The 15,062-nt window shown below is 41.1% G+C and carries 12 protein-coding genes; 11 read left to right on the forward strand and 1 reads right to left on the reverse strand.

Going from position 1 to position 15,062, the window contains the following annotated elements:
- The first annotated feature begins 25 nt into the window (after positions 1-25).
- Genes cpaB through ACHOLT_RS13605 form a run of 6 tightly spaced genes read left to right on the forward strand, consistent with a single transcriptional unit; the run spans position 26 to position 5,686 of the window.
- On the forward strand, positions 26-766 hold the full coding sequence (gene cpaB, locus ACHOLT_RS13580; protein WP_425801579.1) for a Flp pilus assembly protein CpaB: 741 nt from the start codon (positions 26-28) through the stop codon (positions 764-766).
- Between the two features lie 14 nt (positions 767-780).
- A complete protein-coding gene (locus tag ACHOLT_RS13585) occupies positions 781-2,022 on the forward strand; it encodes an AAA family ATPase (protein ID WP_425801582.1) in 1,242 nt (413 codons plus the stop codon).
- Between the two features lie 13 nt (positions 2,023-2,035).
- The gene (locus tag ACHOLT_RS13590; RefSeq protein WP_425801584.1) at positions 2,036-3,394 is read left to right on the forward strand and encodes a CpaF family protein; all 1,359 of its coding nucleotides are present in this window, start codon (positions 2,036-2,038) and stop codon (positions 3,392-3,394) included.
- A 12-nt stretch (positions 3,395-3,406) separates the two neighbouring features.
- Positions 3,407-4,366, forward strand: coding sequence for a type II secretion system F family protein (locus tag ACHOLT_RS13595; protein ID WP_425801586.1), 960 nt, complete (start codon positions 3,407-3,409; stop codon positions 4,364-4,366).
- A 25-nt stretch (positions 4,367-4,391) separates the two neighbouring features.
- On the forward strand, positions 4,392-5,291 hold the full coding sequence (locus ACHOLT_RS13600; protein WP_425801588.1) for a type II secretion system F family protein: 900 nt from the start codon (positions 4,392-4,394) through the stop codon (positions 5,289-5,291).
- 26 nt (positions 5,292-5,317) lie between these two features.
- The gene (locus tag ACHOLT_RS13605; RefSeq protein ID WP_425801591.1) at positions 5,318-5,686 is read left to right on the forward strand and encodes a DUF192 domain-containing protein; all 369 of its coding nucleotides are present in this window, start codon (positions 5,318-5,320) and stop codon (positions 5,684-5,686) included.
- 28 nt (positions 5,687-5,714) lie between these two features.
- Here the strand turns inward: ACHOLT_RS13605 and ACHOLT_RS13610 are convergent, their stop codons facing one another.
- A complete protein-coding gene (locus tag ACHOLT_RS13610; protein ID WP_425801594.1) occupies positions 5,715-7,040 on the reverse strand; it encodes a M18 family aminopeptidase in 1,326 nt (441 codons plus the stop codon).
- Between the two features lie 173 nt (positions 7,041-7,213).
- On the opposite strand from ACHOLT_RS13610, the gene ACHOLT_RS13615 reads away from it, so the two are divergent.
- The 5 genes from ACHOLT_RS13615 (at position 7,214) to clpB (ending at position 14,954) form a co-directional block, all read left to right on the forward strand.
- A complete protein-coding gene (locus ACHOLT_RS13615; RefSeq protein ID WP_425801596.1) occupies positions 7,214-8,026 on the forward strand; it encodes a GNAT family N-acetyltransferase in 813 nt (270 codons plus the stop codon).
- Positions 8,027-8,438: 412 nt separating this feature from the next.
- Positions 8,439-9,317, forward strand: a complete 879-nt coding sequence (locus ACHOLT_RS13620; RefSeq protein WP_425808065.1) for a DegV family protein — start codon at positions 8,439-8,441, stop codon at positions 9,315-9,317.
- An 84-nt stretch (positions 9,318-9,401) separates the two neighbouring features.
- A complete protein-coding gene (locus tag ACHOLT_RS13625) occupies positions 9,402-11,159 on the forward strand; it encodes a phospho-sugar mutase (protein ID WP_425801598.1) in 1,758 nt (585 codons plus the stop codon).
- A gap of 176 nt (positions 11,160-11,335) precedes the next feature.
- Positions 11,336-12,313: a DnaJ C-terminal domain-containing protein gene (locus ACHOLT_RS13630; RefSeq protein ID WP_425801600.1), complete on the forward strand. Its 978-nt coding sequence runs from the start codon at positions 11,336-11,338 to the stop codon at positions 12,311-12,313.
- Positions 12,314-12,365: 52 nt separating this feature from the next.
- Entirely contained in the window at positions 12,366-14,954 is a 2,589-nt protein-coding gene (gene clpB, locus ACHOLT_RS13635; protein ID WP_425801602.1) for an ATP-dependent chaperone ClpB, read from the forward strand.
- Positions 14,955-15,062 lie beyond the last annotated feature (108 nt).

Genomic DNA, 15,062 nt, shown 5'->3' on the forward strand with positions numbered 1-15,062 from the left:
ATTATAATGGGGAGTGATTTCATTTATGCAGAGAAAAGGCTTCTTGCTTCTCGCCTTGGTCTGCGGTTTCATTGCTGCGGGAGCATCCTTTATCTTCTTAAACAATACGCAGCATAATTCCAAAATTGATACGAAACAGATCGTTGTTGCCAAAAGCAATATTTCGGCGCGATCAATCATCAAAGCAGATCAACTTACAATCAAGGATATTCCCAGTCAAGGCTATCCTGCCGGCGGGGCTTCTTCCATTCAAAGTGTGGCAGGTTCTGTTGCCCTAATTAATTTAACAGCCGGGGATTCCATTGTAAGTTCAATGCTTGAGCATCCTCAAAGCAGCGGTAATCAAAATTCATCTTCAGGTTCATCATCACTCACAGTTCCTGATGGAAAACGGGCGGTGGCGGTTCCCATCAGCTTGGTAAGCGGGGTTGGATATAACGTCAGACCTGGCGATCATGTTGACGTCCTTGTAACGATGGAAATTAAAGACTCATCCGGAAATGCTCAAACTGCAACTTCCTTAGCTGCCCAGGATGTTCTGGTTTTGAGTGTAGGCGGAAGCGCAGCTGATGACAAAACAAAAACCGAATCTAAGTCTTATACATTGGCACTTTCCGTACCTCAAGCTATGGCGGTAACTTTAGGCAGTGAAAAAGGAAGCATCCGCTTACTCTTAAGGAATCCAGCGAATACCGACATACAATCGCAAACACCTTTTACCGCGAATCAATTTCTCGATCAAAATTACTTTAACCGGGTTAAATAGAAGGAGGGACTAAGATGAAACGCATACGCGTCTTAATTGTCGATGATATCGGTGATACCCGTGAAAGTATCCGCAGGCTTCTGGAATTTGAAGCAGACATCGAAGTCATCGGCGAAGCTGGTTCTGGATCGGAAGGACTTCGTCTTGCTGAAAACCTCCATCCCGATATTGTACTCATGGACATCAATATGCCGGATATGGATGGTATTCGTGCAACCGAATTGCTAGCGCTGCGAGTTCCTGACACTGCTGTCATTATAATGTCTGTCCAGGGAGAACAAGCTTATCTGCGCCGCGCCATGATGGCAGGTGCTCGTGAATATATCGTTAAACCTTTTACCGGGGATGAATTAGCAAGCACAGTTGTCAAAGTCTTCGAAATTGAAAACCGTAAGCGCGAGGCTTTAGGCGAAAAAACGGAGATACCGTTAGTTACGGAAAAAGGCCGAATGGGGCAAATTATTTCCTTCTTCAGCACCAAGGGAGGAGTGGGAAAAACTACTTTAGCAACAAATCTCGCTGTAGAATTAGCCCGATCAGGAAAGTACCGCGTACTTTTAATTGATTTAAATCTACAGTTCGGGGATGTTTGTGTTTTTTTGAATTTATCTCCAAAGCGCAGCATTGCTGATCTTGCTCAATCAGGCTCTTTGCAGTACAGTGAGATTCAATCTTATTTACTGACTCATTCTTCAGGCATACAAGTTCTTGTTGCGCCAACACGTCCTGAATATGCAGATCTCGTGTCGGTAGAACAAGTGGAACAAATACTTCAAGAAGTAAAACCGCATTTTGATTTTATTATCTGTGATACTGTAAGCCGTTTTGAAGAAATAAGTCTGCTCAGTCTTGACCTCGCCGAAAAAATATTTCTTATCGTTGGGATGGATGTACCTGCTTTAAAGAACACAAAACTTAGTTTAGAGACAATGGACGGTCTTCATTATCTTGATAAAGTAACTGCCATTTTAAATCGGTCGGCTAATGATTTAGGACTAGAACTTAAAGATGTAGAAAAATCATTAGATTTTAAGATTAGTTTTGAAATCCCAAGCGACGGTAAGGCTTTACTTCCTGCACTCAACCAAGGGGTTCCCTTTGTTAAACAGCATCCTCAGAGTAAAGCTTCTGATGGGATTCGTAAAATGGCTCTATCTTTGATCAATTCATCTATTCAAACTGAGGTGGTATTATCTTCTTCTCAAGAATGTGAATATAAAGGTTTAAATCGCTTGCGTAAGGTGTTTGGCTTTTAGGAGGATTTAAACGATGTCATTACTTAAACGTTTAGAAAAGGAAAAAACCACAACTGAAGAACCCGTTCAGGAAATGCGTGTTAGCCGTATTGTTCAACCCAATGATCCCTGGAAGGATTTCAAAAATCAGGTCCATCATGAAGTAATTCAAACAATGGATACCTCAGAAGCTGATGAGTTGGATGCTGACACGCTCCAACCCATCATTGAGGATATTGTTGAAAAAAAAGTGGAAGGCCTTGGCATAACAATTCCGCGTAATGAACGTCAGCGGCTTATTCAACAAATTTTGGATGAAATTCTTGGTTTTGGTCCAATTACACCGCTTCTTAATGATCCGGACATTACTGAGATCATGGTTAACGGACCTCATCAAATCTATGTTGAACGTAAAGGAAAATTAGAATTAGTACCCGTTACGTTTTATGATGATCAACATGTTTTGCACATTATGGAGAAAATTGTAGCGCCGTTAGGACGGCGTATAGATGAAAGTCAGCCTATGGTTGATGCACGCCTTCCCGATGGCTCGCGGGTTAACGCTATTATTCCGCCTCTAGCTCTGAACGGACCGACCTTAACCATTCGTAAATTTGCCAAAGATCCTTTTAAAGTCGAAGATCTGATTCGGTTTGGAACCTTAACGCAAGAGATGGCACAATTTCTTAAAGCCTGCGTTGTTTCACGGCTTAATATGATTGTTTCCGGCGGAACAGGCTCAGGTAAAACAACTTCGCTCGGAGTACTGTCCGGTTATATACCTGAAGATGAACGAATTGTTACGATTGAAGATGCCGCAGAATTACAGCTTCGTCAATCACATGTCGTTACTTTAGAAACACGCCCGCCGAATATTGAAGGTAAAGGTGCCATAACCATTCGTGACCTTGTTCGCAATTCCTTACGGATGCGTCCGGAACGAATTATCGTAGGCGAGGTCAGAAGCGGAGAAGCCCTCGATATGTTGCAAGCAATGAATACAGGCCATGACGGATCGCTGACTACGGGTCATGCTAACACGCCGCGCGACATGCTTTCACGTCTTGAAACCATGGTTTTGATGGCAGGTATGGAACTCCCTGTGCGTGCCATTCGAGAACAAATTTCCAGTGCGATAGATGTAATCGTCCAGCAAAGCCGGTTGCGCGATGGAAGCCGCCGTATAACCCATATTACCGAAGTACTGGGCATGGAAGGAGATATTATCGTCCTTCAGGATATTTTCCGTTTCGAGCAGGTCGGTGTTGATAAACAGGGCAAAGTTCAAGGTTATTTTCATGCTACAGGCATTCGGCCGCACTTTATGGAAAGACTTTTAGCTGCCGGACAGACCTTGCCGGAAAATATATTCAGCAATGAAGGAAATTCCTGAGGAGGGGAATTTATGCCGGTTTATCGTTCAAACTTAACCCTCTGGATTACTGTGGTCTCTATCTTTCTAACTGTCTATCTTTGTATTTTAGCATTTGGGCACCGAAAAGAGACATTGGAGCAGAGGTTGAAACGTTTTACAGCTATACGTCCTGCACGTGATTCACTGACTAAGAAACAATCTTTCAAAGACTTGCTTTCACTTTTAGGAGGATTTACCCCTGTTCGCTGGCGTGAAAAGCTTGACCGCGAACTTATGCGAGGAGATATCCCCCTCAAGGGCGGAGAGTTTCTTGCCCTTCAGGCATTTCTAGCCTTTATTTTTTACGTCATCGGTCTTTTGCTGGCACGTTCTTTAGCCATTAGTCTTTTTTTATTGATGATGGGAATGCTAATTCCCCGTATATATTTAAAGCGATCTCAAAAGAAAAAAAGAAAATTATTTGACAGCCAGTTAGCTGACTCGCTGTTGATTCTCGCGAACTCTTTACGTGCAGGATTCAGCTTGCTTCAAGCAATGGAAATGGTGAGTCAGGAGATGCCCAATCCAATATCAGGAGAATTTAAAATAACGCTTCGTGAAATGACCTACGGAACTTCGAATGAAACAGCTTTAATGCATTTAGCTGAAAGAGTCGGCAGCGATGATCTAGATCTCCTGGTTACAGCTATTTTGATTCAGCGTCAGGTTGGCGGAAATTTAGCTGAAGTTCTCATTAATATTCATTCCACGATTGAGGATCGCTTGCGGATTCAGCGCGAAATAAAGACCCTAACAGCACAGGGGAGAATGTCCGGTTATATTATTGGCTTTCTCCCGTTTGGTCTTGCCGGAATTATTTCCATAATGAATCCGAGCTATTTGAAACCGCTGTTTACAACATCTTTAGGATTGGCCATGATTGGAACAGGGGTCGTCGCTCAACTCATTGGATTTGTTATTATCCGTAAGATTATATCAGTTGAAGCATAATACTCTGTTAAAGGTGTGAAGCTCCATGTACATGTTGGTTATTGTTAGCGGAATCTTCGGTTTTGTAGTTTTTGTGATTCTGGCGATCTTCAGCGGAAATAATGCCCAAAAACCACACGAGCGAATACAACTTGCACTTGGAAGAACCGAAGCGGAGCTTAGCGAAGAATTACCTCCACTGAAAGAACGAATCCTTCTTCCGGTTCTGCGAAAGCTAACTTCTGTCTTCTCATTTTTTTCCTCTTCCAGGAGGAATAAAGCAAATTCAAAGGAAGTTAATCAGAATGAAGAAGTTGGGGAGTTAAAGAGCTTGCGGCTCTTTTTAGGACTTTTAATCGGCTTACTCCTCTTGGCTTTTTATTCCCTACTTCATGTCAGCTTTTTAGCTAAGATAGTTATTTCTATTTTGGGTTTTTTGATGGGATACATGCTCCCGGGCAGTTGGCAAAAAGCTCAAATTAAGAAGAAACAGGCTGAAATTGAAAAGTCATTACCGGATATTCTCGATCTCCTTACCGTAAGTGTAGAAGCTGGATTAGGATTCGACTCTGCTCTGTTAAAGGTTGTTGAAAAGCAAAAGGGAGCACTGGCAGAGGAATTTTTAAAGGTTTTACAAGAAATAAAAATGGGCCGCCCAAGACGAGAAGCCCTAAGAGATTTAAGTAAACGTAATCCCCTCGAAGATTTGAGCAATGTTATAGCGGCTTTAGTTCAAGCAGATCAACTAGGGATACCGATTGCCGGCGTACTCCGCAACCAGTCAAAGCAGATTCGGGAAAAACATCGGCAAAGGGCAGAGGAAAAAGCGCAGAAAGCTCCTGTGAAAATGATGATTCCTCTGGTCTTCTTTATATTTCCCAGTATTTTTATAATAATTTTAGGTCCGGCAGTCATTAAAATTATAGATATGTTTGCTAAAAAATAGATAAAAGTGGAATAGGAGAAAATTCGGTGTCCTTCATAAGTCTTATTAATTCTCGCACTGGTGAGTACATTGCGACTTCTGTTCTTCTTGCCGATTCCTTCTGGCTTCGACTTCGCGGATTATTAGGCCGTTCGCCTCTAAAGCCTTATGAAGGACTTTGGTTGATTCCCTGTCAGCAAGTTCATATGTTGGGGATGCACTATGCCTTATCTATCTGGTTTATCAATTCTAAAAGCGAAGTTTGCCACATAATAGATCAGTTGGAGCCCGGAAAAATATCGCCCCGCATACGCGAGGCGGTCTCAATTATTGAATTTCCGGCCGGTTGGGGTGCGAAATCAGATACACATGTAGGAGATATTGTCCAAAGACAGAGCGAGAACGAGAATAGGTAACAGGTAAAATAATTTATATGACTATAATCTAGCCGTTAAACAGTTGCTTAAATGCCCTGCTCATCGCTAAATGATCTTTAACGCCACCGAGTTCCCGAACAGAGTGCATTCCCAAAAGCGGATTTCCAACATCAACCGAGGGGATATCTAAATGCGTTGCAGATATAGGCCCGATTGTCGTTCCTCCTCGTTCATCTGAACGGTTGACAAACATTTGGACAGGCACCTGGGCATCGGTACAAATACCCTGAAATACAGCAGTACTTTCGGCGTCGGAAGTGTAACTCATATTGGCACTGATTTTAATAACCGGACCACCGTTCAATATGGGCCGGTTTACAGGATCATGCATTTCAGCACTATTCGGATGCAGTGCGTGGGCCATATCCGCAGAAACCATAAACGATCTTGAAAGTGCCTGATAATATGCTTCGCGATCTTTGCCTAAAGAGAGTGATATACGTTCTAAAACAGAAGATAAAAATGGTGATGCAGCGCCTTGTTTCGTTGTACTTCCTACTTCTTCGTTATCAAAGCAAGCAAGTACTGAAGTCGCTTGATTTCTGTTTGAATGAGCTAAAGCCCAACTTCCGGCATGTACCATAGCCAAATCATCAAGACGGCTGCAGGAAATAAACTCCTGGTTGAGACCAATAATGCTTCCGCGATCATTTTCGTAAAGGAATAGATCAAAATCAAGAATATTCTCTGTCTTAATCTGTAATTGCTCTGAAATCAACTGAATTAACACTTCGTCTTTATTTATACCTTCTTCCAGCATACCTAAAAGCGGAAGGAGGTCTTTCTGTTTGTTGAGTGCAATTCCTTCGTTTACTTTTCGATTCATATGAATGGCTAAGTTAGGAATAGTGAGGAGGGAATAAGGACTTTTAAATAGCATACTATTCGGCGTATAGGTTGATTTACCCTTTGTAACAATCCTTCCTGCCAAGGAAAGAGGGCGATCCAGCCAAGTATTTAAAATAGGTCCGCCATACGTTTCAACATTCAGTTTTAGATACTTCCCTTCAACGGGTATAACAGGAAAGGGCTTTAAACGAAATGTCGGACTGTCGGTGTGTGCTCCTAAAATATGAAAACCTGATTCCTCAGGTGAACTTAAGCCAATAACAAAAGCAATTAGAGAAGATCCATTGCGGGTTGCCACATATTTGCCGCCGGGAGTAAGTAACCATTTATCTGCTAACCTTAATTCTTTAAAACCAAAAGGAAGTAAATAATCTATTACACTTTTTACAGCGTGGAATGGGGACGGGCTGGACTGAACAAAGTTTAACAACTCGTTGGCATGTTTATGTTCTTCCGGGGTAATCTGAAAAGTTGTTCCTGACATTACATCGCACTCCTTTTTCTTTAAAGGGCTTTACTTCATAACTTTCATATTCTATCATTCATCATAGTTCTCTTTAATCCGTGAGTCAAAGTTCTTTATTCTTTGCAGGAAAAAAGAAACAAGGACTAGAAATGGGTAGGTATTTGTTATATTACCTAAAGGAGCATTTAAAAATGTACGATTTTACGACTCTGGAAAACTCTAACTTCTCCACCTTAACAGAAGCATGGAATCGATGCTGGCAGGGCTATTATTATGAAATGCTTTTTACAGAAGAAAATCTGAAAGTTTGGATTTTTAGAGGAATGATACAACTCAAGCACTCCATTGCTTTAAAAGAGAATGGACAAATTATTGGTTTTGCCTTTCTCGGTCAAGCGGGTTATGATGGGTGGATAGGCGGAACGGCTATTGATCCGCGTTATCGAGGGAATAGACTTTTTGTTCCAATGCTCAAGGCACAAATCGAACTTGCACGTGATCTTGGATTGAAACAGCTTTACCTTGAGGTGCTTTCACAAAATTTTGCCCAACACAGTTACCAAGCTGTTGGGTTTAAATTTTTTCGGCCATTATACATATATCGCATCAAACCTGGCATGCTAAACTTAGCTTATTCTCCAGATAACGATAATTTCCAAAGAGTCGAAACTTCAGCTTATTTTCTCGCACGGCAGGAAGGACAGTTTGTTCCTGCATGGCAAAGGCGGGAACATTACCTTAAACGTTATCCTTCCTTAAATGCCTGTTTGAACCCAGAAGGAACATCTGGAATGCTTTATGCAGAGATGAAAGGGAGAACATTAATTGATGCTTGGTCTGCATCGGATAAATCTGCTCAAGAATTGCTCTCTGTTCTTAACCTGCGTAATAACAGGGAATTTTCACTGACAAATCAACCCTCGGATTCTATAACACAAGCTATGAGCTTAACCGGAATCCGGCCAACAGAACTTCAGTATGAAATGGTCTGTAGTTTAATTTAAAAAAGACTTGATTAATGTTTATAAAATGAGTATAATATATTTCAATATCGAGATACAATTATTTACAATTAAAGAGGAGGTATTACATGACCGATCATGAAAAAGTAATGATTGAAGCAATTCTTGCTTCCGTCGGTCTTGAACCGTTAAAAGTTCAGGCGTCTGCAAAATCGACTAAAAAACGCTCTTAGAAAGGATCTGGTAAAGTGCCATTGACCCCGGCTACTGTAAAACAACGATTCTTGATAAAATAAAACGAGTTCCTAACGGAATGTTATGGAACTCGTTTTATTTTATAACCACAGCCTGTTTGGAGCCTAAAAAAGTTAGAGTTTAAGCTATATTGGCAATTTTTTGTGATATACTACGCTTAGAGAAGCATATTATTTTCTAGAAAGGATTGGCAAATCAAATGTCGAGCAATGATTTAACTAAGCAACAGAAAATTGCCATTGTAACAGACAGCGCTTGTGATCTTGATTCTAAGACAATTAATCAGTATGGAATTCAGGTCTTACCTTTACATATTATTTATAGCAATCACGAATATCGAGATCGCGTGGATATTACTCCTCAGGAAGTCTATGATAGGTTGGAGGAAGAAGTCCCTAAAACCTCATTGCCTTCTCCTGCAGAAATTTATGAGTTATTTAATCGCCTTCATGATGAAAATTATACGCATGTACTTGCGATTCATCTTTCGAGCGGGCTTAGCGGAACATTTCATACGGTATCGACAATTGCCAAAGAATTCAAAGACATGGTTATTACCGTTATTGATGCTAAAACATTATCACTGGGTCTCGGTTTTTCCGTAATTGAGGCGGCACGGGAGTGTCAACGATCATTTAACTTTGAAAAAGTGGTTAAAGCTGCTAATCATGTTATCAACCATGTTAAAGCCTATTACGTTCTTTCAACTTTAGAGTACTTAAAAAAAGGCGGACGCATCGGTTATGTTGCTGGAACTTTGGGAGAACTGCTCCATATTAAGCCGATTATTTCCATCAATCATGAGGGAAAATATTTTACTGTGGCCAAAGTTAGAGGTCGAGAACAATCGCTTCGAAAATTAGCCAGTATACTATCAGAGCAAGTCCGTGATACGCTCTCCAATGTTGCTATAGTTCACGGAGGAGCAGAACCAGAAGCCAAAGAGATTGAAAAAGTTGTTGCAGGACATCCAAACATTAAAGAGCTGTTTTTTGGCCAGATTAGTCCAGCTTTAGGTGTCCATACTGGACCAGGTTTAGTTGGAATTTTAATATATCCAGTCCTACGTTGTCTTTAATTTCATAATATATAATACAAGCGCTTATTTCTGAAAATGGCGCTCTAGACAAACGAGGTTAGTTTCACGAGAAGGAGAGAGTCTATGTTTAAGAAACGTTATAAACTTTGGTCAGAAGATCCTTATTTTGATTTTGAAACGCGGGAAGAGCTGAAATCAATAAAAGATCCGGCTGAAATTGAAGATCGATTTTATATGGATTTAGAGTTCGGTACCGGAGGCTTACGCGGTATTTTAGCTGCCGGTACAAATCGAATGAATATCTATGTCATTCGGAAAGCAACCCAAGGTCTTGCAGATGCGATTGCCGAATGCGGTAAGGAGGCTATGACTAAAGGAGTCGTTATTGCATATGATTCCCGGCGATTTTCTCAGCGTTTTGCTTTGGAAGCTGCCCTAATCCTCGCTAAGAATGAAATAAAGGTATACCTTTTTGATGAATTGCGTCCTACTCCTGAATTATCTTTTGCTGTCAGATATCTTAAAGCTCAGGCCGGAATTGTCATCACGGCAAGCCATAATCCTAAAGAATATAACGGGTATAAAGTTTATTGGGAAGATGGCGGGCAGGTTCCGCCAGATCAAGCCAGTAAAATCTCAAAACACATTTTATCCCATGAAGCTTGGGATGATATAGAACCTTTGACAGTAGAAGAGGCCAGATTCCAAGGCTTACTTATTACAATCGGGGAAGAAATCGACCAGGTCTATTTATCTCAGATTAAGAGTTTATCGCTGTATCCGGAACTTTCTCAAAAAGAAGGTTCAAGTTTAAAAATTATCTACTCACCTCTTCATGGATCGGGGAATTTACTTGTTCGTAAGGTCTTAAAGGAACTGGGGTATACGTCACTTTTGGTTGTACCTGAGCAGGAAAAACCTGATCCAAACTTTTCAACAGTTCCCTATCCCAATCCAGAGATACCTTCAACTTTTGATCTTGCCAAAAAATATGGTGAACAACACAATGCCGATTTACTCATAGCTACTGATCCGGATTCGGATCGGTTAGGTGTAGTTATCCGTAATACAGAGAATCAATATGTTCAACTCACGGGAAATCAAGTAGGTGTCCTACTAGCCTATTACCTTATTACCCAAAAAAAAGCTTTAGGAATTCTTCCGCCTAAAGCAACTCTTATTAAGACTATTGCCTCAACGGATCTTGCTGATGCCCTCGCGCAGGATCAAGGAGTTCAAGTAGAAAATGTATTAACTGGATTTAAATTTATTGCTGAAAAAGAAAAAGAACTCGACGAAAAGGATCAAGGCGATTTTCAATTTGGCTTTGAAGAAAGCTATGGATATCTGGCGGGTCATTTTGTTAGAGATAAAGATGCAGTCATTGCTTCGATGCTTGTGGCTGAAGCTGCACTGTATTATAAGCAAATAGAGAATTTGAATTTACTTCAGGTTTTGAATAAGATTTATGAAAAATACGGTTATTACCTCGAAGATCAAACTTCAATAACCTTAAAAGGTATTGAAGGTAAAAAAGAAATGGCTGAGATCATGACAGGTCTTCGTGGAGCAGATATCCATTCCATTGCCGGAATTCCCCTTGAACGGATAGATGATTACGAATTAGGAATAGGTAAGCGTTTAAATAATGCTTCATCTGAAGATAAATATCTATTAACGCTTCCAAAGTCTCAAGTTTTACGCTACTCTTTCGTTGGCGGAGGTTTTGTGATGGTTCGTCCTTCAGGAACTGAACCTAAAATTAAATTTTACTTTTCAATCCGGGGAAATAATCCTGATTTACTAGAAAAAACTCTTCATGATGTCCGTAATGATTTGTTAGGTTTAGTGAGTAAAATTCTAGGAAAGCCTCTGGATTAGGTTGTTTAAACGTATAGAGTTATAAAATAGAACACCTCTTTAGGTGTTTTTTATTTGATCAAAATATCTGACCAATATTGACCTTCACGTTTAAAGCCATTATAATGATCTTAATCAATAAATTCCAAAATAATGTAATAAGGTCTTAATATAGATCGAGATAGTGAGGGGTGACTATGGACTTTAAAGATTACTATGCTATACTCGGTGTTTCTAAAGAGGCTGACGACAAGACCATTAAAAAAGCGTATCAAAAACTAGCCAAAAAATATCATCCAGATGTCAACCCAGGTAATAAAGAAGCCGAGGAAAAATTCAAGGAGATTACAGAAGCATATCAAGCCATCAGCGATCCTGAAAAACGACGCAAATATGAAGAGGTTCGCCAAAATTACGAATCGTGGCAAAAACACGGGGGACAGGGAGAATATGATTGGAGTCGTTGGCAGGCTCATCCTGGAGAAGGTTCCTACACACGAACTATGACACCTGAAGAATTTGCTGAGATGTTTGGTACCTCGGACTGGGGAGGCGGTTTCTCAGGCGGCAGCGGCTTCTCTGATTTCTTTTCAACCCTCTTTGGGATGGGAAACATAGGGCAAAGCTCGAATTCAAGACGACGTGCACATTATTCTCAAGCGGGTCAAGATATAGAAATTGAAGTAACAATTTCCTTAGAAGAAGCCTATTACGGAACTACACGTACGATTGACACAAATGATAAACGAATCCAGGCTAAAATTCCTAAAGGTGTTAGTACAGGTTCAAAGGTCCGCCTTGCAGGACAAGGAACTCAAGGTATTGGGAGCGGCCCCAATGGTGATCTTTTCCTGATTATCACGGTTGAGCCTAACTCTGACTTTACGCGCGAAGGAGACGATTTAACAACCGCGATTGCGGTTAACTTTTATAAGGTCATACTTGGGGGTGAGGTTATGGTCAGAACGTTAAGCGGGAATATAGCTCTTAAAATTCCGCCGCTTACCCAAGGCAAGACAAAATTACGTTTAAGAGGTAAGGGAATGCCTCGGCTTGAAAACCCCAAACATTACGGTGATTTATTTGTACAGATTCAACTAGCTTTGCCTGATGACCTTAGTAAGGACGAAGTCTCTGTATTGAAAGAGCTTGCGGCCAAGCACCGACGACTGTAAATCCTTAATTAGCTCTTGGTAAATAATAATTTAAAGAAAGGTTGTGAGGAATATGGCCTTTGATACAAATCGTTTTACTCAAAAATCACAGGAAGCAATCATTAACGCACAGAATACGGCAGAACGCAACGGCAATAGTGAAGTTGAACCTGAACATCTGCTGCTTGCTTTATTAGAACAAAAAGATGGGGTTGTTCCCCAGGTCTTAGCGAAACTTAATCTTGCAGTTGGGACTATAGAACAAAAAACAAATGAAGCAATATCCCGTTTACCTCAAATCAGCGGTTTTAATGTGCAATTAGGCATTTCACCGCGTATGAGGACAGTACTCGTTGCGGCTCATGATGAGATGGAAACGTTTAGTGATGACTATGTAAGCACTGAACATCTTTTATTGGCAATTCTCAGTCGGGCTGGCGGCGCAGCAGAACAAATTCTTAAACAGGCAAATCTTAACCGTGAAAAGCTTCTTCAAGCATTACGCGAAATACGAGGCAGTCAACGCGTAACAAGTCAAAACCCGGAGAATACTTATCGTGCTTTAGAGCAGTATGGCAGAAATCTGGTGGAACAAGCACGCAGAGGTAAACTCGATCCCGTTATTGGACGTGATGAAGAAATTCGAAGAGTCATTCAAATTCTTTCCCGTCGTACGAAAAACAATCCAGTTCTCATAGGGGAACCCGGTGTCGGGAAAACAGCTATAGTTGAGGGCCTTGCCCAGCGGATTGTTCGCGGAGATGTTCCGGAAACAATTAAGGATAAAAAACTGATTGCTTTAGATATGGGTTCATTGATTGCGGGAGCTAAATACCGCGGCGAATTTGAGGAACGTTTGAAAGCTGTCCTTAAAGAAATCCAAGATCGTGAAGACGTTATTTTGTTCATTGATGAATTGCATACTGTCGTAGGTGCAGGGGCAGCTGAAGGGGCGATGGATGCCAGCAATATGCTGAAACCAATGCTGGCTCGCGGCGAACTTCGCTTAGTCGGAGCAACAACACTTGACGAATATAGGAAGTATATCGAAAAAGATGCGGCTTTAGAACGTCGGTTTCAACCTGTTCTTGTTGAAGCACCATCAGTTGAAGATACGATTTCCATTCTTCGCGGGCTTAAAGAACGTTATGAAAGACATCATGGTGTACGAATTACCGATGGGGCTGTTATTTCTGCCGCTGTTTTATCTGATCGTTATATTAGTGACCGCTTTCTTCCGGATAAAGCCATTGATCTTATTGATGAAGCAGCGGCCCGCATGCGAATGGAAATTACCAGTGATCCCTTTGAATTGGATCAGATTAAACGCCGCATTTTGCAATTAGAAATTGAACGCGAAGCACTCAAAAAAGAAAAAGACGAAGCCAGTAAACAACGTCTTTCGAAAATTGAAGGGGAACTGGCCAACCATAAGGAAGAAAAAAGTGCACTTGAAGCTCAACTGCAAGGTGAAAGAGAAATATTGAGTCAAATTAAAAAGCATAAGGATGAGCTGGATCAAGCACGAATTAAAATGGAACAAGCTCAGCAAGTTTATGACTACAACAAAGCTGCGGAACTTCAATATGGTGTATTGCCCAAGCTCGAAAAGGAGCTTAATGAATTAGAGCAGCAATTAGCGGCGCGTAAAAATTCTTTGCTGAAACAGGAGGTTGATGAACAAGATATAGCTGAAGTTGTAGCAAAATGGACAAATGTACCCGTTACGAGACTGCTCGAAAGTGAAAAAGAAAAGCTGGTTCAAATGGAGGATCGCTTACACCAGCGCGTTATAGGCCAAGAGGAAGCAGTTAGAGCAGTAGCAGATGCTGTAAGACGAGCTCGGGCTGGTTTACAGGATCCAAACCGTCCTTTAGGTTCTTTCCTCTTCCTGGGGCCAACCGGAGTGGGCAAAACAGAACTTGCTAAATCATTAGCTGAGTTTCTCTTCGATGATGAACAATCGATGATTCGTATTGATATGTCCGAGTATATGGAAAAGCATACTGTAGCGCGTCTAATTGGGGCTCCTCCAGGTTATGTCGGATATGAAGAAGGCGGACAATTAACTGAAGCTGTTCGCCGTAAACCCTATAGTGTCGTGTTATTTGACGAAATTGAAAAAGCGCACAGCGATGTTTTCAATGTATTACTGCAGCTTCTTGATGATGGCCGCTTAACGGATGGCCAGGGGCGCATGGTTAATTTTAAAAACACGGTAGTTATTTTAACCAGTAATATTGCGAGCCCAGCTATACAGGAAATGACTCAAATATCCGCTTCTCAAACGCAAATAAAAAATCGAGTCTTTGAAGAACTTAAGAATTACTTCCGTCCCGAGTTTTTAAATCGATTGGACGAGGTTATCGTTTTCCATCCGCTTGGAATTGAGCATATCGGCAAGATTGTGGATCTTCAACTTCAACAGCTGCATGATCGGCTGGCAGATCGCAAGCTGATCCTAGAGCTTAGTAAGGAAGCTCGTCATCTGCTCGCCAAAGAAGGCTATGATCCGATTTACGGAGCTCGGCCCCTTAAACGAGTAATTCAGCAACGTCTTCAGAATCCCCTTGCGATGAAACTTCTCCAAGGGGAATTCAAGGAAGGACAGCACATTTACGTAAATATTGATTCGGAAGGCAATCTTACCTTTTCAGCCTAAATATTAAGATGAAACCGCTGCTTTCAAAAGGCTCGCATGCTTTAAGGTTATGCGAGTCTTTTATTTTACTATAAAATTAAAGAGCTTAACTGCTCAAAGACATAAACT

It is taken from the genome of Desulfitobacterium nosdiversum (assembly GCF_049860565.1).
GTDB lineage: Bacteria > Bacillota > Desulfitobacteriia > Desulfitobacteriales > Desulfitobacteriaceae > Desulfitobacterium_A > Desulfitobacterium_A nosdiversum.

Coding starts and splice junctions, on each gene's coding strand:
- ACHOLT_RS13620 (WP_425808065.1), top strand. CDS start 8,439: ATGTCGAGCAATGATTTAACTAAGCAACAGAAAATTGCCATTGTAACA.
- ACHOLT_RS13595 (WP_425801586.1), top strand. CDS start 3,407: ATGCCGGTTTATCGTTCAAACTTAACCCTCTGGATTACTGTGGTCTCT.
- ACHOLT_RS13625 (WP_425801598.1), top strand. CDS start 9,402: ATGTTTAAGAAACGTTATAAACTTTGGTCAGAAGATCCTTATTTTGAT.
- ACHOLT_RS13600 (WP_425801588.1), top strand. CDS start 4,392: ATGTACATGTTGGTTATTGTTAGCGGAATCTTCGGTTTTGTAGTTTTT.
- ACHOLT_RS13610 (WP_425801594.1), bottom strand. CDS start 7,040: ATGTCAGGAACAACTTTTCAGATTACCCCGGAAGAACATAAACATGCC.
- ACHOLT_RS13615 (WP_425801596.1), top strand. CDS start 7,214: ATGTACGATTTTACGACTCTGGAAAACTCTAACTTCTCCACCTTAACA.
- ACHOLT_RS13585 (WP_425801582.1), top strand. CDS start 781: ATGAAACGCATACGCGTCTTAATTGTCGATGATATCGGTGATACCCGT.
- ACHOLT_RS13590 (WP_425801584.1), top strand. CDS start 2,036: ATGTCATTACTTAAACGTTTAGAAAAGGAAAAAACCACAACTGAAGAA.
- clpB (WP_425801602.1), top strand. CDS start 12,366: ATGGCCTTTGATACAAATCGTTTTACTCAAAAATCACAGGAAGCAATC.
- cpaB (WP_425801579.1), top strand. CDS start 26: ATGCAGAGAAAAGGCTTCTTGCTTCTCGCCTTGGTCTGCGGTTTCATT.
- ACHOLT_RS13630 (WP_425801600.1), top strand. CDS start 11,336: ATGGACTTTAAAGATTACTATGCTATACTCGGTGTTTCTAAAGAGGCT.